The following is a 22,419-nucleotide window of genomic DNA, read 5'->3' as shown; positions in this document are numbered from 1 at the left end:
CTACTCATGTTGAGTAGACCTTTTTTATGGCTTAAATGGCAATTTTCTGCCCACATCCTGATAATGTTCTACCAAAACGGATACGTCCACATTGAAGTTAGCCTTAGTAAAGAACTGATTCCAATCGTCTTTAATCTTGTACCATTCTTTTGTATAGTTTATTCGGAAAGGTTCCATGAGTTCATAATAATCAACTTTGTGCTCTTTCTGAGCTTTCTCGATAGAGTTAACAACTATTGATTGTATTCTTTCTTCTATTGCTTTTTCTTGTTTTTCTACATATTCCTGGTTGAATTGGTCTGAATCATAGCTCCAGTCTTCACCCAGCTTGCCTTGAAAGGATAAGTGGATATCATAAGTCAGTATGTCATTTTGATAATTTGGGGTAACCTTACTACTCATTTTTTTGATTTCGAAAGTGAAAGGGTGTTGTTGACCTTCATCCACACCAAATACCTCAATGACTCCTCCTTGGGATCGTTCGTTTATCCAATTAAACGCTCTTGTTTCGTCTTTTGATAGAACACCAACCACTTTTTTTGAATCGGCATTAACAATGACTCCTCCATTAATATATATCGCGTTTTCTTTAAGGGAAGCGAATGGTATGATAAAACTTTTCTGATGTGAGAAGTATTTAGATATATCACCTAGGGATATAGTTGGAGCCATTTCAGCAGTCTTCGTAGTGTAATTATGAGTGATCTTGTCTAAGTATATGGAAGGGACTTTATCTTCTTCTGGTGCAATGTTGAATAAAGTTTCAGCCTCTTCCTCTGAAATGAATACTTGAACACTTCTTCTAATTTCATGGTCTCTGTTAAAAAAATAGGTCAACTTCAAAAGGTCTGTGGTTTCTGCGAGCTCTTTACTAATAACAACAGTTTTCAAATGGTAATAGTAAGGGGGGCGGCTAACGAACTTAGATTGCTCTCGAATGGTTTGCAAAATGGATGGCGCTGTGACTGTTTCGTTAACGTAGGGCTTACTACCTGAAGTACCGCTCTTAACTTGTGAAGAAATAGACTGAGGCAACACGTATTGGTTTGTTACAGTGAGCATGTGGGATTGAGCTGAATCTTCAGGCTTATCGATAGCCACTCCGGTAATAATACCAAGCTCCTCAATCTCTCGGTGATCCCAGCAACCTGTAAGTACGAATACAGCGACAATCAAAATACAAATGGCCCTCATTGCCTTTGCCCCCTTACAAGAGAGACTAATAAAAGGGTGAGTGGAATAGCAATTCCAATAACTATCATGCTATAACCAACCCAAACCCCCATCGTAAACATCTCGTTAATGTTCTTTGGCGTCATCGCTATGATGTAAATAAGCGGAATGATTGAAAAGACGGCTGTCTCTTTCTTTACTTTAAAGATGGTCTTAATCCCGAGAGCAGCCAAATAAAAGACAACTGCTAACGTGGTAAATATCGATAAAATCCAAAGAGGTATAAAAAACGTTTCAAACCGCTCAAAAAAGAAGTTCCGTATCTCAATCGACTTGGCCAACTCCATTAGTGGATAGACTAGAGTCATTGTTTCTCCAACGCCCATAATCCCTCCTACCATAATGACAATAATGGCATATAGTAATGTTGGAATAGCTACTCCATAAACAGCTGCTTTCTTAACGCGTTGTGGATTTCTCATATGCGCCTGAATAAATAAAATAATTTCAATACCGACAAAGGATAAGATCGTAGCACTCATCCCCTTCATAATAGGAGTGAATCCTTCAAAGAATGGTCGGATGTGATTTATTTCAAATTGGTTGGCGCTTAAAATCATAATTAGTAAAGTGAAGGTAATAATAGCTGGGAAATACAGCTCAAATAATCGGAAAATGGCTGAATACCCACCAAGGACCAAATAGACAGTCGTCCCTATAAAGATCAGCATAGTGAAGGATACTGGCGTACGGTCTAAAATGAACATTTGAATAAGTTCAGCCATAGCCCGGGTCTCAAACGCAGCGAAAGTTATATAGTAAGCAGTAGTAATGAGGGTTAAAAATCCACCGATCCATGACCCTACAATTAAGCGATTATATTGGAAATAGGACAACCCTGGATAACGATTGTTCAGAGTGATTAACAAGAACATTACCCCAATTGCTAAGCCACCTGTTAGAAGAACGCTCACCCATCCAGAAGCAATACCTGCAGCTGTGAATACTTCTCGGGGGAGGGTAATCATGCCAACTCCGAGAACGGTCAGACTAATACCGATGGTAACTTGATTTTGAGTGAGTCTGGTTGTATCCAAAGCTGACTTCATTTCTTGTTCCTCCCTTAATTTTTTGAGCGCATTCGTTTTTCATCTTGTGGATTGAGCATATCCGGTCTTGATTTAAGACGTTTAGTTTGGGTACGTATAAACATGTCCTTCCACCCTTTAGGGCTGTAAGGAACAAGCGGTTCTAGATAGTACACGCCAAAACTTTTTAAGCGGACAAGGTGAACAGATAACAAGATAAGAGCAATGACGATCCCGTACAACCCTAGTAGTGCAGCTGATATCATAAAAGGGAATCGCAAAATGCGCAAAGAAACCCCTACATAATACTGAGGTAAAGCAAAGGAAGAGATTGCTGTTAGTGCTACAACGATAACCATCATTGGGCTTACGAGGCCTGCTGACACAGCTGACTCCCCAATGACAAGACCTCCAACAATTCCAACGGCCTGACCTACCGGATTGGGTAAACGAATACCTGCTTCTCTTAGGATCTCAATAGTGACTTCCATTAAAAGTGCTTCAACAATTGATGGAAATGGAACACCTTCTCGACTTCCCGCCAAGGAAATAACTAGGTCAGTAGGAATAAGCCCCTGGTGGTACGAGATTAAAGCTACATAAATAGACGGTAGGCATAAAGCGATTAGCGCTGCTCCGATTCGTAATATACGAATAAGAGAAGAGTAGACCCACCGCTCATAGTAGTCTTCAGCACTCTGATAAAACGAATTAATGGTAAGTGGTGCAATCAGCACAAAGGGGGTGTGGTCCACTATAATAGCAACTCTCCCTTCTGCCAGAGAACCTGCAACAGTGTCCGGTCTTTCTGTTACTTGAACCTGAGGAAAGGGGGACAGAGAATTTTCTTCAATTAATTGCTCGATAACACCCGACTCTTGGACGCTATCGATGTCGATTTTACTTAGCCTGTTTTTTACTTCCTGAACAATTTTAGGATTTGTTAAACCATTTATAGACATAACAACAACATCAGTCTTAGAACGCTCCCCAACTTTGAAGTAGTCTAACTGTAAGTCGGGGTCCTTCAAACGTTTACGGACGAGACCAATATTAAGGAGGAGGGTTTCCACGAATCCATCTCTTGGACCTCGTACAACAGATTCTGATGATGGAGCTTGTATACTGCGCTGAGGCATCTTCCTGGAATTAAGAATAATCCCGTCTTTAAATGTATTAGAAAGAATGAGTGCATTCCCTTGTAATAAATGAGAAGTACACTGATGAAGAGTGTCGACGATAGAAGATTCACTAATCGTCAGCACATCTTTCCGCAGGGTTTCAGGAGTTAAGTCGGATAGGTACGTGGTTTCACTTAAGCTTCTGATCGCTCTAAGCTGTTCATGTACAACCGCAGTATCTGTTAATTCCTCAATAAATAAAAAAGCCCCGGTATACGTATATGGGTCGGAAGTGAATTTTACAATTTTGAGGTCGAAGCTGTTCCCGAGAAGGGCTTTTAGTGTTTGAATGTCATCCTGGAGCTTCCCTGTAAGTCTTTCTTGTTGAAGGGGAGGAGTCTCAATATGTTTGGGTGTATGTTCTAATTTTTTTTGTGCATGTTGAAAGAGTAATCGATTCAGAAACTTTTTCATAGAAGACTCCTTTTACTCTTTTTGTAGCCAAAGGACAAATTGCCTGATCCCAAATGGAACCGCCCAGGCGAATAAAGCTCCTACTAAAACGGGAATACTTGGTAAATGATCAACAATGATTTTCATCTTTATCACCTATTGTTTATTATGAGATATTTTGGTGATAGATTATGCATTCATTTATAAACTCATCGTTTAAAAAGGAGAGAAACAAATGGATATTGTTATGGATTCCGTGAAGGTAATTGGGAGGATCGTTACCATCTTGCCTTTAATGCTAGCTATTGGGCTATTTATGGGGAAACGTTCTATTGGAGAACTCCCTGTTATTGATTTTCTGACCGTACTTGTACTTGGTTCTGTTGTAGGAGCGGATATTGCTGATCCAAACATTCACCATATACATACGGTAGTTGCTATAATTGTCATCGCAATACTTCAAAAAGCGATCGTCTTGTTAAAGCTGAAGCAGCAAACGATTGGGAAATGGTTAACGTTTGAGCCTACGATCGTGATTTATAAAGGTGAATGGAAACGCTCCAACTTGAAACGCATTCAATACTCTGTTGATAATGTATTACAAATGCTCAGGGAACAAGGTGTTTTTCATACGACGGATGTTGAAATGGCGGTAGTGGAACCTAATGGACGCTTGTCGGTAAAACGAAGGCCTGATGTTGAACCAGTAGTACGTGCAGATTTACATATTCACAAACCAGGAAATAACTATGAGATTCCCATTATTTTAGATGGGATCATTCAAAAGGATGTATTGAGGAGAATGGGGAAGGAAGAGAGCTGGGTAAGAGAACAGATGAATCATCAAGATATCCCGGATGAAAGTCGAGTTTTCTATGGAGCCCTTACCTCAACAGGAGTTTGTACATTTTCCTTAAAAGAAGCAACGATAGATAATCTTCCTCCGATTGAACATTAACGTTTGAAAATTAAAAAAGGTGAACCTCCAGATGGGTTCACCTTTTTTCATAAGAATAACACAATAAATAGTTGTAAATAGATTTGTACCATAAAATAAAATGCAATGGCATATTTGTAATTAAATAGCAGACCATTCTTAATAATACTCAATCGATTGACGGAACTTAATATAATCGACGGAAGAATAAGTGGCGAGAGCATAATGGATATGACACTTCCGGATGTTATTCCAAGCACCACAATTTCCGGAGGATACGGTAAGTCGACACCTTGTAAAATTCCTGATACAAGGACAATAACAGTTAGAGGACCGAGTCCAATAAATCCAAGGGTAATGACTACAAACGGCAGTACCCATAAGAAGTTTAGGAAAGGTACGGCATCTGTTAGGTAGAAGATCCCATCAACAATGTATTTCCCATACCCGGATTGATTAACAGAGTTAATAAGAAAACCTGCTGCGAGAAGAATAGAGAACTGCTGACCTTTATTAGGAATATCCTTACGTATATAAGTCTTCGCATTTGTAATAATAGAAGACAGCTTAGTGCGTATAAGGAAATATAGAAGGACCCAAAATACAATCACAATAGGGATAATAAGTAGTAGTTCTGCAGACCATAACGCATTTAGTAGGAAAATTGAACCGAATAGAGATATAAATAATAATGCAAATTCATAAACATCTCGATTTCCCTTCGTTTCATCTTTCTTCACTTCTGCTATCTTCCTCAATTCTTCCTGAATTCCTTCAGTTAGGTCTACGCCATAATGGCGTTCTTGGTAATAAGAGAAGAGAACAGATAACATAATGCCCGCAAGCGAAATGACAAACCCTTGTAAAATGGATAAAGACAAGGAAGCTCCTAAAGCATCAACAGCAAAGATGAAGCTTGGAATACTTACTACCCACATTGTTGTAAGGGAGAAAGCTCGTAACATGGCAGTCCCTTTATAATTTTCCCAAGCCTCTCCTTTTTGATTGCTTAGGAAATCATTTACCATACCGTACACCATTGGGATAGACCCAAATAGAAGGAAATAAGAAATGATTTGGGTGATGACCATCATTCCAAAGTAAAATTTCCGACTCGTGTTAAGGAGATTCTGGGCGAAGTTAATGACAGATTCAATATAAGGCTTTTCTTCTAAAACCCAACTAATCATAGGTACAATGAGCAATAGCGCGATAAGGCCACTCATGACACCGAATCCTGATACAATTCCGTCTATGAGAGAGGTCCCGGCTGTAAAGTGAATAATTAGTGCGATAACAATTAGGAGTAGTGAAATCGATGCCTGCTTAACAGGCAAGAAGAAATACCCCAACAAAAACGCGACCAGTCCAAATATAGATAAAACGGTGGATGAGGTCTCGCTTCCTGCGAAATAAACAAAAAAATGCATAATAGCATATAAGCTAATAAAGAGGGTATAGCCTCTTTTAGCAAAACGGATCATGATGAAAGCTCCAATCTTATCTCTGAAGTTCTAGCGTAGCTTTCATATCGTAACACAAGGTACACAAATTATCCCCTTAAGTGCATTATAAAGGCTTTCACAATCCATTGTGCTTCAGATTTAGTGCATTAAAGAAGAACAGCGTGCCAGACACCCTGCACTGCTTTAGTGCATTGAATGGTGTCAGGCACGCTGTTGGTCTTTAAAGGGATAAAGCTTCACATATAGAGGTTGGCAAGGAAGATGCCTAGTGCTTCTTGATAGATTTCTTCGAACTGGGTAAGGGGAAGAGGGCTTATGCCTTTGCCAAGTTCAATGGTATAGCCTGGTCTTTGGTATTCTTGAATATACCAGTCCCTGTAACCTGCGAAGCTGTCTACTTCCCGAATTGGACGGTACCCACTTACACGTGCAAATTCATTTACGATAACTTCAGCTTCAGGAGGCTCTAAGTTTTCAAATCCCCAAAAAATTACCTCGCCTTGTGTATGGAAGGTAAGAATACGAGCAAAATCCCGTGCGTAGGTTAATTCAGCCATCGCAATGGACTCCGGCTCTGATAATGGGAAAGGCCCTGGATAATTAAATGGAGCGGGTTGTTGTTCTTTACGTTCTGCTTCTATTTCCCATTTCGCAGGGTAGTTATTATTTAAATCCACACCTTTAATATTGGCCTTCCAAGAGGAAAAGTCGGTACTTCCTTCATTAATTTCTAAGACGTTAGTTCGGTAGGGTTCTTCTTCAGGTAATCCTTCAATAACTAAATCTACTCCATCAGGATCAACCATCGGAACGGTAGACAATAGAACCAGGTCATAGAATGGAAGCATGCTAATTCCTCGTATTTGACCTTGGTTGGTTAAAGCCACTAGGAATTCATTAAGGAAGCGCATAATAATAGGTGTCGTTATCCACTCGTTTGCATGAAATGATCCATTCATATGAAGACGCTTAGAACCTCTGCCAATTCTTAGTTCTGGCAGCGTTTTTCCCATAACCGAATTCCCTATTGATTCATTGATCATAAATGGATAAATGGCAGTGAGTTGTCTAATGTCATCGATCATCTTTTCATAGGTGTAATTCTCTTTTCCGTTTACAACTCGCCATGTAACTCGAACGGGTACCTGAATAAGTTGCCCGATTTGTAGTGTGTTTGGGTTGATGTTTGGATTGGTTACTAAGATTGCATCAACAGGGAGACCTCTTTGGTTTGCAATTGACCATAACGAATCACCTGCAGTAATACGTACATTAGTGGTGACAAATCCGGGGATTTGAACGGACTGACCTATAAAAAGCTGATTAGGGTTACTATTACGGTTAGAATCCACGATCAGCTGGAACGGAAGACCAAACAATTGACTGTAGTACCAAAGTGAATCACCTTGACGTACAGTTACATCCATTCTGAAAACCTCCTTAGGCGAGCATCATTATAGTATATGAAGGTATAGCAGCTATAAGAATCGTGAGTTATTTGGAAGGGATGTGGAAAACGCTCTCGAACTATAAAAGGTGAGGAGGGATTTTTTGAATACACCTTTAACTGAATCGTGCAGAGATGTCTTTAGAGCTTTTAAGGAACAAGCCGCGAACATGAATCTTGATTACATGAAGCAGGTTCTTTCAGAGAATTTGCAGGCGTGGGAAATTCGGGAAACAGAGGTGGAGACGTTTGGATATGCTGGAGCAGTTGAAGGCTGGAGTCAAGCGTTTGAACACTTTAGAGGTCGAGATATGGAGTGGGTGTACACAGAAGAGAAAGTTATACCAACAGCAGAAGATAAGTTTGTTGCCGTATTTTGGATTTCCCTTATTATTGAAGGTAAAAGAACAACAACTGCACACTTGTATTGCACAACTTTTGCGAAAGAGGAAGAAGAATGGAAAATTGTGCGTGAATACATAGAGGCAGATCAGCCCAACCCATTGTTACAAACAGGATAGAAAATTAACCGATTAAAACTCTATACATTCCAATTAAAAGCGCCAAGCAGAGCTTGGCGCTTTTTCTATATTCTTTATACAAGCACTTGTACACGCCTTACACTGATCATGCTTTAAACCAAGGAGGAGGGAGAATGCTCGATAAGAGAAAGAACGAACTTTAATTAATTAAAATTTTCAGATAAATATGTTGACAGTTATCTATTTTAACTGTATGTTTGTTGTAAATAGTATTACAGAAGTTTTTGTTAACGATAAAAATTCGTCATATAATCAAATGTAAATATTTGATTTTTTATTAAAGTTAAATTGTAAGCGCTTTATTAAATTCGTTTTCCATTTATGCTATGTGTGCTTAACAGGGTGAAGGAAGTGCTTTTAGCTATCTGTAACGAAAAAAGGAGGATCTTAAATGACGACAATGACAGCTTTTGAACGTCTCTCGGATGAAGAAAAGCATAATCACTTCATGCAGAGGATTGAAGCGGGTGAGAAGATTGAAGCAGAAGATTGGATGCCGGAAGAATACCGCATGACACTAATTAAATTGATTTCTATGCATGGCATTAGTGAGATCATGGGCGCTTTGCCTGAGAAAGAATGGGTGCCAAAGGCTCCAACATTAAGAAGGAAGCTAGGAATTATGGCCAAAGTACAAGACGAAATGGGACACGGACAGCTTCTTTTGCGTGTGGCGGAGGACCTAATGAAACCGTATGGTAAAAATCGTGAAGACATCATGCAGGACCTTTTCTCCGGACGCCTAAAGTTCCATAATGTTTTCCATATGCCAGCTCCTACTTGGGGAGATGCTGGGTTAATTGGCTGGCTTGTAGATGGTGCAGCGATTATTACTCAAACAAATATGTTGAAAGCGTCTTATGGACCATATGCAAGGGCTTTACAACGAATTTGTGCAGAAGAAGTCTTCCATGCTCAACACGGAGAAGCCATTATTATGGCATTAGCTGAAGGAACAGATGAACAAAAGGCGCTCATTCAGGATTCTTTAAACCGCTGGTGGGATTCATTACTTATGTTCTTCGGTCCAGCAGCAGCTGATACGACAGGGTCATCTAAACAAGATACAACCATTAAATACAAGATTCGTACGAAGACAAATGAACAGCTAAGACAAGACTTTTTCACAAAATACATCCCGCGTGTTTTATCACTTGGACTGGAATTGCCAGATCCAACTATGCGATACGACGAGGAGCAAGGTCTATGGATTTATAAGCAGCCAGACTGGAATGAGTTTAAAGAAATTGTGCGTAATAATGGACCTAAATCAAAAGAACGCCTTCGCTTACGTCAACTTTCTTATGAGAATAACGCATGGGTGCGAGAGGCGTTAAGCCCATCAAACGAAGCTATATAAGGAGGGAAAGTAGTGGAGGATAAAGGAAGAGAATTTTATCAGGAATTTGAAGTGTTCAGTAAACGTACATTTAAATCACCGTTTCAACACCAGTTTAGTTTGCTCGCACCAAACCATGAACTAGCCGTAGTCATGGCACAAGAAAACTTTATGCGTAGGGAACCTGTGGTGGATATTTGGGTAGTGAAGCGATCTGATATTCGTATGTTTAATCAAGAAGAACGTGAAGCCTTGCAGCGCTTGGATAATAAGGAATATCGAAACACAAAAGGATATGGGTATTTAAAGAAAAAATGGCGTGATAAAGAACAAGGAATGTTAGATGAGAAAGAGATATTGTCATGGGGAGGGGACGACAAGTGATGAAGACACCAGAGGACGTAAGGGCACAAGGACACGAAGAGGCTTTGAGAGAGCTTTTACTTCAGTTGGCTGATGATGATTTTATCGTGGCTTACAGAGGATCAGAATGGCTTGGTCTTGCCCCCCACATTGAAGAAGATGTTGCTTTTTCTTCTATTAGTCAGGATACGATGGGACACGCAACGATGTATTATCAACTATTAGAAGACCTAGGCTTGGGATTGGCGAATGATCTAGCTCACGCAAGAAAGTCTGATGAGCGAAGAAATGCCATTTTACTAGAAGAGGTAAACGGCCCCGGACACTATTTGGAAGAACCCCGATATGATTGGGCATTTGCTGTGGTTCGTCACTACTTTTATACACAAGCTAAAAAGATTCGAATTGATTCCTTGCAAGCGTCATCCTACGAACCGCTTTCTCATGTTGCTATTAAAGTGAACACGGAGCTTTACTACCATTTAATGCACTGGAAAACGTGGTTTAAACAGCTCGTGATGATTCCTGGAGAGTCCAAAGAGCGCATGCTTAGTGCAGTATCACGCGCGATGGAAGATGTAGATGGTATTCTTTCGCTTGGACCTCACGAAAAAAAGATGGCAGAAGCAGGGTTTATTGAAGGAGAAGAGCTTCTGAAAAAACGGTGGCTACATGAGATTGGAGCCATGCTTGATGAGTGTGGAATCCAAGTACCATTAGAACCGTTAATGAAACGTGGAAATGGGCGAGCGTTAGAACATACTGAAGATCTAACCGATGCGATCGACACGCTAAGTGCAGTGTACCGACAAGACCCTGCAGCAATCTGGTAAAACGCATCCTTAGGAGGGGAAGTCTATGACACTTGTATTGAACACCGTAGAAGAGGCGTTAGAAAATGTGAAAGACCCAGAGATTGATTCTGTCAGTATTATCGATTTAGGAATGGTGGAGCACGTGGAGGTAGAAGAAGGCAAGGCTTATGTGGCTTTATTACCAACCTTTATGGGATGTCCTGCGCTTGAAATCATCGAGAAAAACGTCAAGAATGAGCTCCTTACAATTGAAGGGGTTCAATCAGTAGAGGTGAAGTTCATTTATAGCCCGCCTTGGACATCAGATCGAATTACACCTCAAGGAAGAGAGCGTTTGAAGGATTTCGGTATTGCTCCTCCTCCTACACAGATGGAAGCGACTGGAGAATGGCACGTAGATTGTCCATATTGTGGTTCAACTTATACAACTATGGATAATATCTTTGGTCCAACAGCTTGTAGAAGCATATTGTACTGCAAATCCTGTAAAAATCCATTTGAAGCGATGAAGCCAGTCTCAACAATGTAAGGATTGATAACGATTCTAGTATTCTATGAATCTAATCTATTAAAACTTAAAGGAGATGGAACCAATGGTGAAAATGATCGCGTTGTACAAACACCCAGAAGACAAGGAAGCGTTTGACGAGCATTACTGGAATACGCATAGCCCGATTACGGCTAAAATTCCTGGACTTCGTGATATGAAAGTGACGAAGATCGTAGGAAGTCCGATGGGTGGAGAAGGTAAGTACTACCTGATGTGTGAGATGTACTATGACAGCCATGAGGCTTTAAAGACAGCAATGAAGACCGATGAAGCTAAAGCTTCTGGTAAGGATATTATGGGATTTGCAGGCGAGCTTGTCACGATGATGATTGGTGAGGAAGTAGATGCATAATCTGCGATTCGTTGAAGCGACGGTGGTGGATGGGGTAGGACTTATTGAATTAAACCGTCCTGAAGTTCTGAACGCGATCAATCGTCAGGTGGTAAGCGAATTGGTAGAGCTAATGACTGCTTTCGATCGAGATCCAGAGGTCGGTGTGATGGTCATTACAGGAAAGGGAAGAGCTTTTGCCGCTGGTGCTGACATTCATGAAATGGCCGGGGATTCTCCTATAGACCTTGAACTACTTGATCAGTTTGCTGATTGGGACCGTCTTCTATCGATTAAGAAACCGGTTATAGGTGCTGTGAATGGGTTTGCTCTTGGAGGTGGTTTTGAATTAGCTCTTGCATGTGATCTTTTATTTACGACTGAAACGGCTCAATTCGGCTTCCCAGAAGTGAACCTTGGCGTTATGCCAGGTGCAGGGGGGACGCAGCAATTAACGAAAATTATGGGGAAACGAAAGGCACTTGAATGGCTTCTGACTGGAGAGAAGATGTCTGCTCAAGAAGCCCTTCACTTTGGGGTTGTAAACCGTCTTATTGCACCGGAACTCCTCCTCGAAGAAACAATGAAATATGCTAAGAAGGTTGCCAAACAGCCTGCATTAGCTGTAAGGCTCATTAAAGAAGCAGTAGATAAAGCTGTTGACTATCCTCTTGATGAGGGTATGAAGTTCGAAAGGAAAAACTTCTACTTGCTATTTTCATCAGAAGACCAAAAAGAGGGCATGAGTGCTTTTATGGAAAAACGAAGCCCACAATTTAAAGGGAAGTAGAGGTGGTAATATGGGCGATACCATTTTGTATGAAGTGTTAAATGGCGTAGCAACGATCACCTTGAACAGACCAGATAAATTAAATGCTTTTACTCATGAGCTAAATCATGATGTTCGTAAAGCGGTGAAAGAGGCCTCAACGGATGAAGGTGTTCGAGCCATCGTCATCACAGGTGCCGGTCGTGCTTTCTGTTCCGGACAGGATCTAAGCGGCGTGGATGAATCCATAGACCATGGTGAAGTCCTCCGGAACAGCTACGGCCCAATGGTTAAAGAAATTGATCGTTGTGAGAAGCCGATTGTTGCAGCTGTTAACGGTGTAGCCGCTGGGGCTGGATTTAGTCTTGCAATCGCGTGTGATTTTCGCTTGGCTTCAGAGAATGCTAGCTTTCTAGAAGCATTCATTCATGTAGGGCTTATTCCGGACGCGGCGAACCTATACAACCTGCCTAAAATTGTAGGTCATGCGAAAGCGCTAGAGCTTGCGATATTAGGTGAAAAAATCTCAGCTGACGAGGCTAAAGAGCTCAATCTTGTAACTAAGGTCATTCCTGCAGCAGAGTGGGATCATCAAGTAAGGGCGTTTGCTGAACGACTTGCCTCTATGCCTACAAAAGCAATTGGTCTTATCAAACGGAATATGAAAGCCGGCTGGCAGATGGATCTCCATGACTATCTTGAGAAAGAAGCTTATGGACAACGAATTGCTGGATTAACAAAAGACCACCAGGAAGGTGTTCAAGCATTTTTGAATAAGAGAAAGCCTGAATTTCAAGGACAATAATAAGAAGGAGTGGATAGAATGGCAACTGCACAAGAAACGAAAATGGAACAATTAGCAATGAAGCGTGATCACTACTCAATGATTATTAACGGTGCGCGGGTTGAATCAACATCAGGGGAAACATTTACTACATACAACCCAGCTACAGGTGAACCACTTGCGACAGTAGCAAAAGCCACAACAGAAGATGCAGAGCGCGCAGTTGAAGCAGCTCGTAACGCATTTGACTACGGCAAGTGGAAGAAATTCCCGGTTGGTAAGCGTTCTCGCACTTTGAACAAAATTGCAGGCATCATGCGTTCACGATTTAACGAACTTGTTGAGCTTGAAGTTTTAAACAGTGGGAAAACACTTGCCGCTGCTCAAGGTCAGGTTATGCAAGCCATCGAAGACTTTGAATTTTATGCAGGTGCGATTGTAGGTCATAAAGGGGAAGTGAATCCAGTACCTGGTCAATTTCATAACTACACAGAGAAAGAGCCGGTAGGTGTCTGTGCTCAAATTATTCCGTGGAACTATCCAATGATGATGGCTGCGTGGAAAATCGCTCCAGCTATTGCGGCAGGATGTAGTGTAATTGTGAAACCAGCATCTCTTACCCCTCTAACAGCACTTGTGATGGCTGAGATCTGTACAGAAGCAGGTGTACCAGAAGGCGTTGTTAACGTTGTTCCTGGTTCTGGTTCAGAGATTGGAAATTATCTTGTTGAACATAAAGGTGTTGATAAAGTCGCATTTACGGGGTCAACTCCAATTGGAAAGAACATTATGGGGAAAGCGTCTGAGACTCTTAAACGTGTCACACTTGAACTTGGTGGGAAGTCACCTAACATTGTTTTTAACGATGCAGACCTAGATGCTGCTGTTGACGGATCTTTATTTGGAATTTTCTATAACACAGGTCAATCATGTGAAGCTCGTTCTCGTATGTACGTTCACGAAGACATTTACGATGAGTTTATGGAGAAATTCGTTGCTAAAACAAAGCGCCTTGCACTAGGTGATCCGATGGATAAAGGAACGCACATTGGTTCGATCATTAACCGTGATCAAGTCGAAATAATCGATGGATATGTTCAGTCAGCTAAAGAAGATGGAGCGACCATCCTGGCTGGTGGCCAGGAAGCGAAAGTAGACGGATTTGAAAATGGTCACTGGTATGAGCCAACCGTGATTGCTGATGTTACCCACGATATGAAAGTAGTTCAAGAAGAAATTTTCGGACCAGTTGTGGTCGTGATGAAATTTAGTGATGAAAAAGAGGTTGTTAAGTTAGCAAATGATAGCGAGTATGGTTTAGGATCTGCCATCTGGACGAAAGACCATGGCAAGGCAACACGTGTTGCGAATGGCATTAAAGCCGGTATTGTAATGGTGAATTGCCCATTCTCTGCCTTCCCAGGAACTCCATTTGGAGGCTATAAGCAGTCTGGATTTGGCCGAGAATTGAGCACCGAAACGCTTGACCTTTATACGGAAACGAAGAGCATTCTTTCCTACTACGGCAACCGTCCGTTAAATCCACTCGGTGTAGAATAAGGCTAAAGAATGCGAGCGCGAAAAAGAAGCGCCTCGCATTCTTTTCTTTTCACCAAAAAGGTAAGTACAAACTAATAAGAGGAGGTCTACATAATGGTTAAATCAATAGTCGTTGTCGGGTCAGGTGTTATGGGGCGTGGGATTGCGTATGTGAGCGCTTGTGGAGGTTTTGAAACGACGCTTGTTGATATACAAGAGGAGCAAATAACAGCTGCCAAGTCCGAGTTAGATTCTATATTTGATAAAGGGGTAAAGCGAGGCAAATTGTCGGTCGAAGCATGTAACGAAGCTCAAGCACATCTTCATTTTTCTACATCCCTAAAAGAAGCGGCTTCAGGAGCGGACCTTTTAATTGAAGCTGTGCCTGAGAAAGCAGAGATTAAGAGAAATGTCTTTGAAACGGCAGACGCATATTCTCCTAAAAGTTGTTACTTTGCCACGAATACAAGCACCATGAGTCCAACTGAAATTGCTTCATATACAAAAAGACCATCACAAGTCATTGCGATGCATTTCTTTAATCCGGTTCATAAGATGCCTCTTGTTGAAATGATTAGAGGACTAGAAACCTCTGATGAAACAGCAGAAGCAATTCAAAATGTTGCTCATCAGATGGGAAAAGAGACGGTCGTAGTCAACGAATTCCCTGGATTCGTAACAAGTCGGATTAGTGCACTTGTTGGAAATGAAGCTTTTTATATGTTGCAAGAAGGGGTTGGTAGCCCTGAGGAGATCGATAAAGCTATTAAATTAGGACTAAATTATCCGATGGGTCCTTTTGAACTTGGGGACTTAGTTGGTCTTGATGCTCGCTTGAATAATCTGAAGTATTTACACGAGAAATTAGGTGAGAAATATCGCCCGGCTCCTCTCCTTGAACAATATGTCAGTGCAGGACGTCTAGGTCGAAAAACGGGCCGCGGAGTGTATGACTATTCTAAGGATGGTGAACTTGTATGAAGGAAGTTGTCATTGTCGATGCCGTTCGTACTCCGATTGGAAGATATAAAGGTGCTTTAAAGGATATCCGACCTGATGACCTTGGAGCCTTAGTCATCAAAGCTCTTCTTGAACGAAACCCAAATCTTAATGCGAATGAAGTGGAAGAGGTCGTGTTTGGGAATGCAAACGGGGCGGGAGAAGAGAATCGGAACGTAGCACGGATGTCTGCCTTATTGGCTGGAATGCCTGTAGAAGTAGGAGGCACAACGCTCAATCGTTTATGTGGATCTGGTCTTGATGCTGTGAATTACGCTGCCAGGGCGATTATGGTCGGAGAAGGTGACATCTTCATTGCTGGTGGAACAGAGAGTATGACTCGAGCTCCTTATGTGATGGGCAAACCAGAAACGTCCTACGCCCGTGGAAATCGTGAAATGTTTGATACAACCATTGGGTGGCGCTTCGTTAACGACAGATTGGCTGAAGCATATGGGACAGATAGTATGCCAGAGACGGCTGAAAATGTTGCGAAGGAATTTGGTATAACGCGTGAGGCTCAGGATGAGTTTGCTTTCCATAGTCAACAAAAAGCGAAAATTGCTATGGAATCAGGAAGGTTTAGCGAAGAAATCGTTCCTGTAACGTACTTCGATCGAAAAGGGAACGAAATCGTTATCGAAACAGATGAGCACCCTCGTCCAACGACAACACTTGAAAAGTTAAACACACTTAAGCCGCTTTTCTCAAACGGTACGATTACGGCAGGGAATGCTTCAGGAATCAATGACGGAGCATCTGCTTTATTAATGATGAGCGCTGAAAAAGCCAATTCATTAGGACTTACTCCCCTCGTTAAATACCGCGTGTCAGCAACAGCAGGACTCGAACCAAGAATTATGGGTATTGGACCAGTCTTTGCAACTAGAAAAGCCATGGCTCGTGCCGGAGTAACTTCTTCGGATTTTGGATTAGTGGAATTGAATGAAGCCTTTGCTTCCCAATCTCTTGAATGCATGAAACAGCTCGACTTATCATCTGAACGAGTGAATGTAAACGGTGGAGCCATCGCATTCGGTCATCCCCTTGGGGCAAGTGGTGCGAGAATCTTAACAACTCTCATTCACGAGATGAAAAAGCAAGATGTAGAACTTGGGCTAGCTACAATGTGTGTTGGGGTAGGTCAAGGCATTGCTACTATTGTTGAGAACGTTTAAGGAGGAATGACAATTGAAAGGAATTCATTGGGAGATAAAAGATCATATTGCTTATGTAACGTTATCAAGACCTGAAGCATTAAATTGTTTTAACTTCGCTACATTACAAGAACTTGGTGAGGTCGTTGAAACCTTACATGTACATCCGGGTGTACGCTGTGTAATTTTCACAGGAGCAGGTGATAAAGCGTTTAGTGCTGGAGCAGACCTCAAAGAAAGAAAAACCTTAACAGAATCAGAAGTGCGAAGGAATGTAAAGAAGATTGGCGACGTATTTCAAGCCATAGCTGACCTCCCTCAACCCACAATTGCTGCAGTGAATGGATATGCATTTGGAGGAGGTTTTGAGCTCATGCTTGCTTGCGACTTCCGTTATGCCGTTGAGGATACGAAGATGGGGCTCACTGAAACAAGTTGGGGCATCATTCCTGGGGCAGGGGGCACGCAGCGTCTCCCTCGTTTAATCGGAGATATGCGAGCTAAAGAACTAATCTTAACAGCGAAGAAAATCACTTCGCACGAAGCGTATAAGTATGGCCTGCTTATGGAAGTAGTCGAGCGAAAAGATTTATTGGACCGATGTAAGGAATTGGCTTCATTAATGCTTGCTAATGGGCCAGTAGCTGTACAGCAAGCCAAGTATGCCATTAATAAAGGAACAGAGGTTGATCTAGGTACAGGGCTAGCAATTGAATCAAAGGCCTACGAGATTACCATTCCGACAAAAGACCGAGTTGAAGCATTAGAAGCTTTCGGGGAAAAACGTGCTCCTCAATTTACAGGTAGCTAAGTGTGAAAGATCTTAAGAGTCGATCGTCCTCAATTCATGTGCCTTTTTCCACATTCATGATATAATCGTAATAGTTTTCTGAATACGATGAAAAAAGAGAGATAAAGGATGTTACGGGGATGAATACTAGATCAATGATTTTTACCCTTTATGGGGATTATATACGACATTACGGCAATAAAATCTGGATTGGGAGCTTGATTCGTTTGCTAAAAGAGTTTGGTCATAATGAGCAAGCTGTTCGTGCAGCGATCTCTCGTATGAGCAAGCAAGGATGGCTTAAGGCGGAGAAGCAAGGGAATAAAAGCTACTATTCATTGACAGACATAGGTTTAAAACGTATGGAAGAAGCGGGGAACCGTATTTTTAAGCTAAATCGTGAAACGTGGGATGGAAAATGGCGTATGCTTTTTTACACGATTCCAGAAGAAAAGCGTAACCTACGTGACGAACTTCGAAAAGAGCTCGTATGGAGTGGATTTGGTACGATGACCAACAGTCTTTGGATATCACCAAACCAGCTAGACGAAAAAGTCTATTCACTTATAGAAAAGTATGAGATTGAAGAATATGTAGACTTTTTCATTGCTTCTTACGATGGACCTCATGAGAACCAGCGACTCGTAGAGAATAGTTGGGACATTGGGGAAATTAATGAGAAATACAATGAATTTATTGCTCATTACAGTCAGAAATTCATCATTGATAAGAACAAGATAAAAAGTGGAGCCATGAGTGATGCAGAATGTTTTGTGGAGAGAACCAAACTCGTTCACGAATACAGGAAGTTCTTATTTATTGACCCTGGCTTACCAGAAGAGCTCTTACCTGAGAAATGGTATGGAAGTTACGCAGGATCCCTTTTCAGCGATTACTACAAAGAACTTGCAGAACCTGCAAACCGTTTCTTCGAACAAGTATTTAGTGATGGTAATGAAATGACCTTAAAAGATAAAGGATACGACGTTCTATCCCATCCACTTATGCTTGATAAAGAGTAATCGACCTGCAAGACGCACCTTTTTAAAGGTGTGTCTTTTTATATTATAGAGCCGATTAAAGCTGAGGCAGGTCTATTGCTAGAATAGTGCTTGGTCTTGCTGTGGACTACTCGCTTTATGCCCCCGCCTTATGCTCCATTAAAACTAACGGAACTATTCTCTCAGTCCATAATTAATGGCTTATGTAATCAATCAATCGCCCTTCATAAACGAGTTCTAGTCGATCGTTCTCTCTAAAATCTTCTGGTGTAACAAGTGCAGGGAGCTTATCCCATAATTGAATACCAGAGCGGTTCAGTACTTCTGCGACGAACTGAGAACAAAAATAAGAATTGCTGAATTCCACAGGTTCTTTCATAGACACGCCCACAAGACCAAGGATATTATACAAGAATTTGTGGTTATTCCTCTGAAAAACTTCAAGAATTCTTTTCATTTTCTCTTTTTCCCTGTCGGTAACTTTAAGGCGATAAATTACACACAGGGTATTACGATACTTGCTAAATGTTCCGTTTTCAATATCTTCTTTCACAAAACCTCCGTTAAGGGGGTTATTTGGATTCTTTCGGCCGAAACTGTACATATCCTTTAAATGCGGATCAAAAGAAAGAGAAGCATGATTGTAGGGGGCTTTCGTATACTTCTTTATAAGCGAAGTGAAGAGGGTTCCTGTATCAGATAGCATAATATATACATAGTTTAGGTGATTCACTGTATAATTCCCCTTTCTTACATTTCCTTTATTTTCATTATATAGGAAATTGTTTAAAATAGATGTAGTTTGTGTGTTAAGAAGGGAGGATTCTATGATAGAAAAAATTGTGACCCTGTCTGTAGTTTTTATCGGTTTATGCACAGCAACCATAGCTCTTTATGGATTTAAGAAGCAGCAACCTGATAAAGATTTTACAGGTATTTGGTTTCGTGTGAAAACATGGTGGGGGATGTTTGTGATCTTCTGCTTTGCAACGTTATTTAATCCGATTGTTTCTTTATTTTCCATAATGGTCCTTTGCTTTTATTCTTTAAAAGAATACTTTTCCATGATGAAAACAAGGAAATCTGATAGGCGGCTATTCTTATGGTCTTATCTTATGATCCCACTTCAATTCCTTTGGATTTATGTAGGGTGGTATGGCATGTTTATCGTGTTCATTCCCATTTATGTCTTCTTATTCTTACCTGTTCCCCGAATTATAGGGAAGGGAACATTAGGTTTCTTGCGGTCGGTTAGTTTTACTCAATGGGGAATGATGCTTATGGTCTTTGGTTTGAGTCACTTGGCATTTTATTCATCGGCATCGCCCGAATACGGACCAAACCTTGTACTTTATCTAATTGTTCTTACGCAGGTGAACGATGTGGTTCATTCCATTATTTCACTTTACTTTGGAAAACATAAAGTTGTGCCCACTTCTAATCCGAACATATCATGGGAAGGTTTCGCTGGTGCCTTCCTCTTCACAACCATTGCCTCCTATGTCCTCTATCCCTATTTTACTCCCTTTGGCATTGTATACGGTGTCTTGTCTGGGGTGTTAATTAGCGTAACGGGTTACTTTGGTAGTTTAACAGTATCTGTGTTGAAGCGAGATTTGCTTATAGGAGATAAGGAGAAATTTGAGACTCTTCAAGGTAAGTATTTAAGCAGGATTGATAGTTTAACTTACACAGCCCCTGTATTTTTTCATGTTACGAGGTATTTCTTTGACTTTATGTAAAAATGATGGAGACTGATGTTTTTTGACGATGGATAAGCTGAGGTTAGGAGGAAGAGAATGAGATACGCAAAGAAAGTGCCTGAATGGCGCCCTGATATCCATGAATCTTTGGTAGAACAAGGTTGGATTCCCCTTAAGGAACCAAAGAGTTTAAAGATGGCCATTCTTTATTCCGTCCCTTTTATGATTGTGGGAGGTGGGGGTGCCGTGCTGAGCTTATCGATTTCATGGGACGTTACTATTGAACAGTTCGGAATTGATCCTGAGACTGGTGCAATTTCATTTACTATTAATTTGTTATCCATTATCGGCTTTCTATTTATTTTGCTCCTACATGAACTGCTACATTTAATTTTTATTCCCCGCTTTATTACTTCAACTAGCACTTATATTGGCTTGGCGTTTTATGGAGGTTTTGTGACAACGGAAGAAGAGATATCAAAAGGGAGGTATATCCTAATCACATTAGCACCTTATCTTCTTCTATCAATCATTGGACCTGTAGTACTAGGTATAGTGGGGTGGATGCCAGCTATGATAGGGGCGTTTATCTTCTTGAATGGAATGGCATCTTCAGTAGATCTCTTGAATTTTTTACTCATCTCAACACAAGTACCAAATGGCGCACACCTAAAGAGTAATGGTTCTTTTACATATTGGAAACAAAAGGCAGAAGCTTAAAAGCTTCTGCCTTACGCATCTTGTGTTTCTCGTGCTTCTCCATTGTCATTAGAATCATTTTGGATTTCTTTATACCTACGTTTTTGTCTGTATCCATAGGTAATGTTTCGAACGAGTTCATCGTTCTCAAGACCTGCTCCAATTGCGCCTGCTAGAGTTGCCACAGAAGTAGCAAGCCAAGAAAGTTTAACATAATCAATCATTCCTGCCTCGCCTTCTAAACCAGCTTCTGCTGCAAATAATTCAGCGGGTACGAAGACTCGAACAGCTAGGAAGAATAATATAAGAAGCATGGCATAATACAATAGGACAGCTAAGCTTAAAGTAATAACAGTGACGAGATTGTAAACTCTTCTTAAATTGTATTTACTGCGATGAGAAGGTTTTTCCCATAAATTATGGGCTAAGATGATCCAAATAATCATGCTTGATAAAGCTGTTAGCATTAAAGCGATAAAACGAATAGATTGGAAAGCTGCACTAAGTTGCCACAGAGTTGGGAAGATTAAGCCGTATGTACCTGTTGCAAAGGCAACAGCTACAACGCTCTTAAATGAAGGGAAAATCGTCCATGGACGATTGGCATAAACCATACCCATTAATACACGAAGTCTTCCGTTTATTTTAGGAATGACAATAAAGCGGAGGCTGTCTTCTTCATCTTCAGGAACTATTTTACGAATAGGCGAGAAAAGCTTTGGAAGCTTCTTTTTTCTCTGGTGTTCTTGAGACGTATTATAATGGTAATAATGAAGTTCACTAATGGTTTCAAGCACCACTTCCTTAAGCCTTTTTTTCATAGGAACAGACCCAAAAGCAGGTAGTGAAATTTGTGAAATGCCTCGCCCTTTGTTAATGTCAGCTAGCACAATATTACCGTTCTCATAGATCGGTAAGTCTGTTAGGCAAATCGCATAATCCCATTTGTTTTTTTGTTTTCGGATTTCGGTTTCTTCCATGATTTCATTAGCGGTTTCAGCTGCTCCGGTTAGAGGGTCAATAATAACATCAATCTCCCATTCTGAAGACGAGTCGATCTGATCGACTAACAATTCAGGTAAGATCTCAGCTAACTTCTTGGCCATCTTTTCAGGCAATTCTGGGGCTGGTACTAGTCCTACTGCAATGTCACCCACTTCAGATTCACCTCCTTCCCTAGTTTTAAGTTAACAATACGTATTTTCCACTCACACTTTCAATTGAAACTAGTTTTATATAAATATATTATGTTAGAAAAATAATGTAGGAGTTAAGGCTGATAATTTGGAGAGTACTAACAAATTGAAGAGACTTTCATCTCTCGAAGCACAATCTTGGTATTTTGTTATAGAA

General features: G+C 40.9%; 23 protein-coding genes. 16 read left to right on the top strand and 7 right to left on the bottom strand.

The features are described 5' to 3' along the window. Positions 1–24 precede the first annotated feature (24 nt). From N780_RS07555 to N780_RS07545, 3 genes are read right to left on the bottom strand one after another with little or no spacing between them, the layout of a single operon-like run. A complete protein-coding gene (locus N780_RS07555; protein WP_036782011.1) occupies positions 25–1,194 on the bottom strand; it encodes a Ger(x)C family spore germination protein in 1,170 nt (389 codons plus the stop codon). Then, on the bottom strand, positions 1,191–2,282 hold the full coding sequence (locus N780_RS07550; protein WP_036782009.1) for a GerAB/ArcD/ProY family transporter: 1,092 nt from the start codon (positions 2,280–2,282) through the stop codon (positions 1,191–1,193). Before N780_RS07550 ends, N780_RS07555 begins: the two co-directional genes overlap by 4 nt. Positions 2,283–2,296: 14 nt before the next feature. After that, positions 2,297–3,856, bottom strand: coding sequence for a spore germination protein (locus N780_RS07545; RefSeq protein ID WP_084599440.1), 1,560 nt, complete (start codon positions 3,854–3,856; stop codon positions 2,297–2,299). A gap of 214 nt (positions 3,857–4,070) precedes the next feature. Between N780_RS07545 and N780_RS07540 the strand changes: the two genes are divergently transcribed. Next, positions 4,071–4,793: a DUF421 domain-containing protein gene (locus N780_RS07540; RefSeq protein ID WP_036782007.1), complete on the top strand. Its 723-nt coding sequence runs from the start codon at positions 4,071–4,073 to the stop codon at positions 4,791–4,793. Positions 4,794–4,840: 47 nt separating this feature from the next. Here N780_RS07540 and N780_RS07535 read toward each other — a convergent pair whose 3' ends face one another. Then, entirely contained in the window at positions 4,841–6,256 is a 1,416-nt protein-coding gene (locus tag N780_RS07535) for a hypothetical protein (protein WP_036782005.1), read from the bottom strand. A 218-nt stretch (positions 6,257–6,474) separates the two neighbouring features. Beyond that, positions 6,475–7,665: a M14 family metallopeptidase gene (locus tag N780_RS07530; RefSeq protein ID WP_036782003.1), complete on the bottom strand. Its 1,191-nt coding sequence runs from the start codon at positions 7,663–7,665 to the stop codon at positions 6,475–6,477. A 124-nt stretch (positions 7,666–7,789) separates the two neighbouring features. On the opposite strand from N780_RS07530, the gene N780_RS07525 reads away from it, so the two are divergent. The 13 genes from N780_RS07525 to paaX all read left to right on the top strand — a co-directional run bounded on the left by N780_RS07525 (position 7,790) and on the right by paaX (position 18,685). Next, the gene (locus tag N780_RS07525) at positions 7,790–8,206 is read left to right on the top strand and encodes a hypothetical protein (RefSeq protein ID WP_036782001.1); all 417 of its coding nucleotides are present in this window, start codon (positions 7,790–7,792) and stop codon (positions 8,204–8,206) included. Between the two features lie 421 nt (positions 8,207–8,627). Then, complete coding sequence (gene paaA / locus N780_RS07520; protein WP_438942502.1) at positions 8,628–9,587, top strand: 1,2-phenylacetyl-CoA epoxidase subunit PaaA; 960 nt, start codon at positions 8,628–8,630, stop codon at positions 9,585–9,587. Between the two features lie 12 nt (positions 9,588–9,599). Continuing rightward, complete coding sequence (gene paaB, locus N780_RS07515) at positions 9,600–9,950, top strand: 1,2-phenylacetyl-CoA epoxidase subunit PaaB (RefSeq protein WP_036781997.1); 351 nt, start codon at positions 9,600–9,602, stop codon at positions 9,948–9,950. After that, positions 9,950–10,762, top strand: coding sequence for a 1,2-phenylacetyl-CoA epoxidase subunit PaaC (gene paaC / locus N780_RS07510; RefSeq protein WP_036781996.1), 813 nt, complete (start codon positions 9,950–9,952; stop codon positions 10,760–10,762). The genes paaB and paaC overlap by 1 nt, the downstream gene beginning before the upstream one ends. 25 nt (positions 10,763–10,787) lie before the next feature. Continuing rightward, positions 10,788–11,273 carry a 1,2-phenylacetyl-CoA epoxidase subunit PaaD gene (gene paaD / locus N780_RS07505; protein WP_036781994.1) on the top strand — a complete coding sequence of 162 codons (486 nt, stop codon included), beginning with the start codon at positions 10,788–10,790 and terminating at the stop codon, positions 11,271–11,273. A gap of 64 nt (positions 11,274–11,337) precedes the next feature. Beyond that, entirely contained in the window at positions 11,338–11,646 is a 309-nt protein-coding gene (locus tag N780_RS07500; protein ID WP_036781992.1) for an EthD family reductase, read from the top strand. Further along, positions 11,639–12,415, top strand: a complete 777-nt coding sequence (locus tag N780_RS07495; RefSeq protein ID WP_036781989.1) for an enoyl-CoA hydratase-related protein — start codon at positions 11,639–11,641, stop codon at positions 12,413–12,415. Before N780_RS07500 ends, N780_RS07495 begins: the two co-directional genes overlap by 8 nt. A 10-nt stretch (positions 12,416–12,425) precedes the next feature. After that, positions 12,426–13,199 (top strand): enoyl-CoA hydratase-related protein, encoded by a 774-nt coding sequence (locus N780_RS07490; protein WP_036781987.1) that lies wholly within the window; start codon positions 12,426–12,428, stop codon positions 13,197–13,199. Positions 13,200–13,217: 18 nt separating this feature from the next. Next, complete coding sequence (locus tag N780_RS07485) at positions 13,218–14,738, top strand: aldehyde dehydrogenase family protein (protein WP_036781985.1); 1,521 nt, start codon at positions 13,218–13,220, stop codon at positions 14,736–14,738. Positions 14,739–14,831: 93 nt separating this feature from the next. Further along, positions 14,832–15,698 carry a 3-hydroxyacyl-CoA dehydrogenase gene (locus tag N780_RS07480; RefSeq protein WP_036781983.1) on the top strand — a complete coding sequence of 289 codons (867 nt, stop codon included), beginning with the start codon at positions 14,832–14,834 and terminating at the stop codon, positions 15,696–15,698. After that, a complete protein-coding gene (locus N780_RS07475) occupies positions 15,695–16,894 on the top strand; it encodes an acetyl-CoA C-acyltransferase (protein ID WP_036781981.1) in 1,200 nt (399 codons plus the stop codon). Before N780_RS07480 ends, N780_RS07475 begins: the two co-directional genes overlap by 4 nt. A 13-nt stretch (positions 16,895–16,907) precedes the next feature. Further along, the gene (locus N780_RS07470) at positions 16,908–17,684 is read left to right on the top strand and encodes an enoyl-CoA hydratase-related protein (RefSeq protein ID WP_036781979.1); all 777 of its coding nucleotides are present in this window, start codon (positions 16,908–16,910) and stop codon (positions 17,682–17,684) included. A 119-nt stretch (positions 17,685–17,803) separates the two neighbouring features. Then, positions 17,804–18,685 (top strand): phenylacetic acid degradation operon negative regulatory protein PaaX, encoded by an 882-nt coding sequence (gene paaX / locus N780_RS07465; RefSeq protein WP_036781977.1) that lies wholly within the window; start codon positions 17,804–17,806, stop codon positions 18,683–18,685. A gap of 172 nt (positions 18,686–18,857) precedes the next feature. Here the strand turns inward: paaX and N780_RS07460 are convergent, their stop codons facing one another. Beyond that, a complete protein-coding gene (locus tag N780_RS07460; RefSeq protein ID WP_036782201.1) occupies positions 18,858–19,370 on the bottom strand; it encodes a C40 family peptidase in 513 nt (170 codons plus the stop codon). 121 nt (positions 19,371–19,491) lie between these two features. On the opposite strand from N780_RS07460, the gene N780_RS07455 reads away from it, so the two are divergent. Together N780_RS07455 and N780_RS07450 are read left to right on the top strand one after the other, a co-directional pair. After that, complete coding sequence (locus N780_RS07455) at positions 19,492–20,406, top strand: phosphatidate cytidylyltransferase (protein WP_036781975.1); 915 nt, start codon at positions 19,492–19,494, stop codon at positions 20,404–20,406. A 57-nt stretch (positions 20,407–20,463) separates the two neighbouring features. Next, positions 20,464–21,087, top strand: a complete 624-nt coding sequence (locus N780_RS07450; protein WP_036781973.1) for a DUF3267 domain-containing protein — start codon at positions 20,464–20,466, stop codon at positions 21,085–21,087. An 11-nt stretch (positions 21,088–21,098) separates the two neighbouring features. On the opposite strand, the gene N780_RS07445 is transcribed toward N780_RS07450, so the two are convergent. Further along, positions 21,099–22,223: a hypothetical protein gene (locus tag N780_RS07445; protein WP_052114946.1), complete on the bottom strand. Its 1,125-nt coding sequence runs from the start codon at positions 22,221–22,223 to the stop codon at positions 21,099–21,101. Positions 22,224–22,419 lie beyond the last annotated feature (196 nt).

Source organism: Pontibacillus chungwhensis BH030062 (assembly GCF_000770675.1).
In the GTDB taxonomy this organism is placed as follows: domain Bacteria; phylum Bacillota; class Bacilli; order Bacillales; family BH030062; genus Pontibacillus; species Pontibacillus chungwhensis.
This window is presented reverse-complemented; position numbering and strand designations above follow the sequence as displayed.

Coding starts and splice junctions, on each gene's coding strand:
- N780_RS07490 (WP_036781987.1), top strand. CDS start 12,426: ATGGGCGATACCATTTTGTATGAAGTGTTAAATGGCGTAGCAACGATC.
- paaD (WP_036781994.1), top strand. CDS start 10,788: ATGACACTTGTATTGAACACCGTAGAAGAGGCGTTAGAAAATGTGAAA.
- N780_RS07475 (WP_036781981.1), top strand. CDS start 15,695: ATGAAGGAAGTTGTCATTGTCGATGCCGTTCGTACTCCGATTGGAAGA.
- N780_RS07535 (WP_036782005.1), bottom strand. CDS start 6,256: ATGATCCGTTTTGCTAAAAGAGGCTATACCCTCTTTATTAGCTTATAT.
- N780_RS07545 (WP_084599440.1), bottom strand. CDS start 3,856: ATGAAAAAGTTTCTGAATCGATTACTCTTTCAACATGCACAAAAAAAA.
- N780_RS07485 (WP_036781985.1), top strand. CDS start 13,218: ATGGCAACTGCACAAGAAACGAAAATGGAACAATTAGCAATGAAGCGT.
- N780_RS07450 (WP_036781973.1), top strand. CDS start 20,464: ATGAGATACGCAAAGAAAGTGCCTGAATGGCGCCCTGATATCCATGAA.
- N780_RS07555 (WP_036782011.1), bottom strand. CDS start 1,194: ATGAGGGCCATTTGTATTTTGATTGTCGCTGTATTCGTACTTACAGGT.
- paaX (WP_036781977.1), top strand. CDS start 17,804: ATGAATACTAGATCAATGATTTTTACCCTTTATGGGGATTATATACGA.
- N780_RS07480 (WP_036781983.1), top strand. CDS start 14,832: ATGGTTAAATCAATAGTCGTTGTCGGGTCAGGTGTTATGGGGCGTGGG.
- N780_RS07495 (WP_036781989.1), top strand. CDS start 11,639: ATGCATAATCTGCGATTCGTTGAAGCGACGGTGGTGGATGGGGTAGGA.
- N780_RS07460 (WP_036782201.1), bottom strand. CDS start 19,370: ATGCTATCTGATACAGGAACCCTCTTCACTTCGCTTATAAAGAAGTAT.
- N780_RS07540 (WP_036782007.1), top strand. CDS start 4,071: ATGGATATTGTTATGGATTCCGTGAAGGTAATTGGGAGGATCGTTACC.
- N780_RS07500 (WP_036781992.1), top strand. CDS start 11,338: ATGGTGAAAATGATCGCGTTGTACAAACACCCAGAAGACAAGGAAGCG.
- N780_RS07530 (WP_036782003.1), bottom strand. CDS start 7,665: ATGGATGTAACTGTACGTCAAGGTGATTCACTTTGGTACTACAGTCAA.
- N780_RS07455 (WP_036781975.1), top strand. CDS start 19,492: ATGATAGAAAAAATTGTGACCCTGTCTGTAGTTTTTATCGGTTTATGC.
- paaA (WP_438942502.1), top strand. CDS start 8,628: ATGACAGCTTTTGAACGTCTCTCGGATGAAGAAAAGCATAATCACTTC.
- N780_RS07550 (WP_036782009.1), bottom strand. CDS start 2,282: ATGAAGTCAGCTTTGGATACAACCAGACTCACTCAAAATCAAGTTACC.
- paaC (WP_036781996.1), top strand. CDS start 9,950: ATGAAGACACCAGAGGACGTAAGGGCACAAGGACACGAAGAGGCTTTG.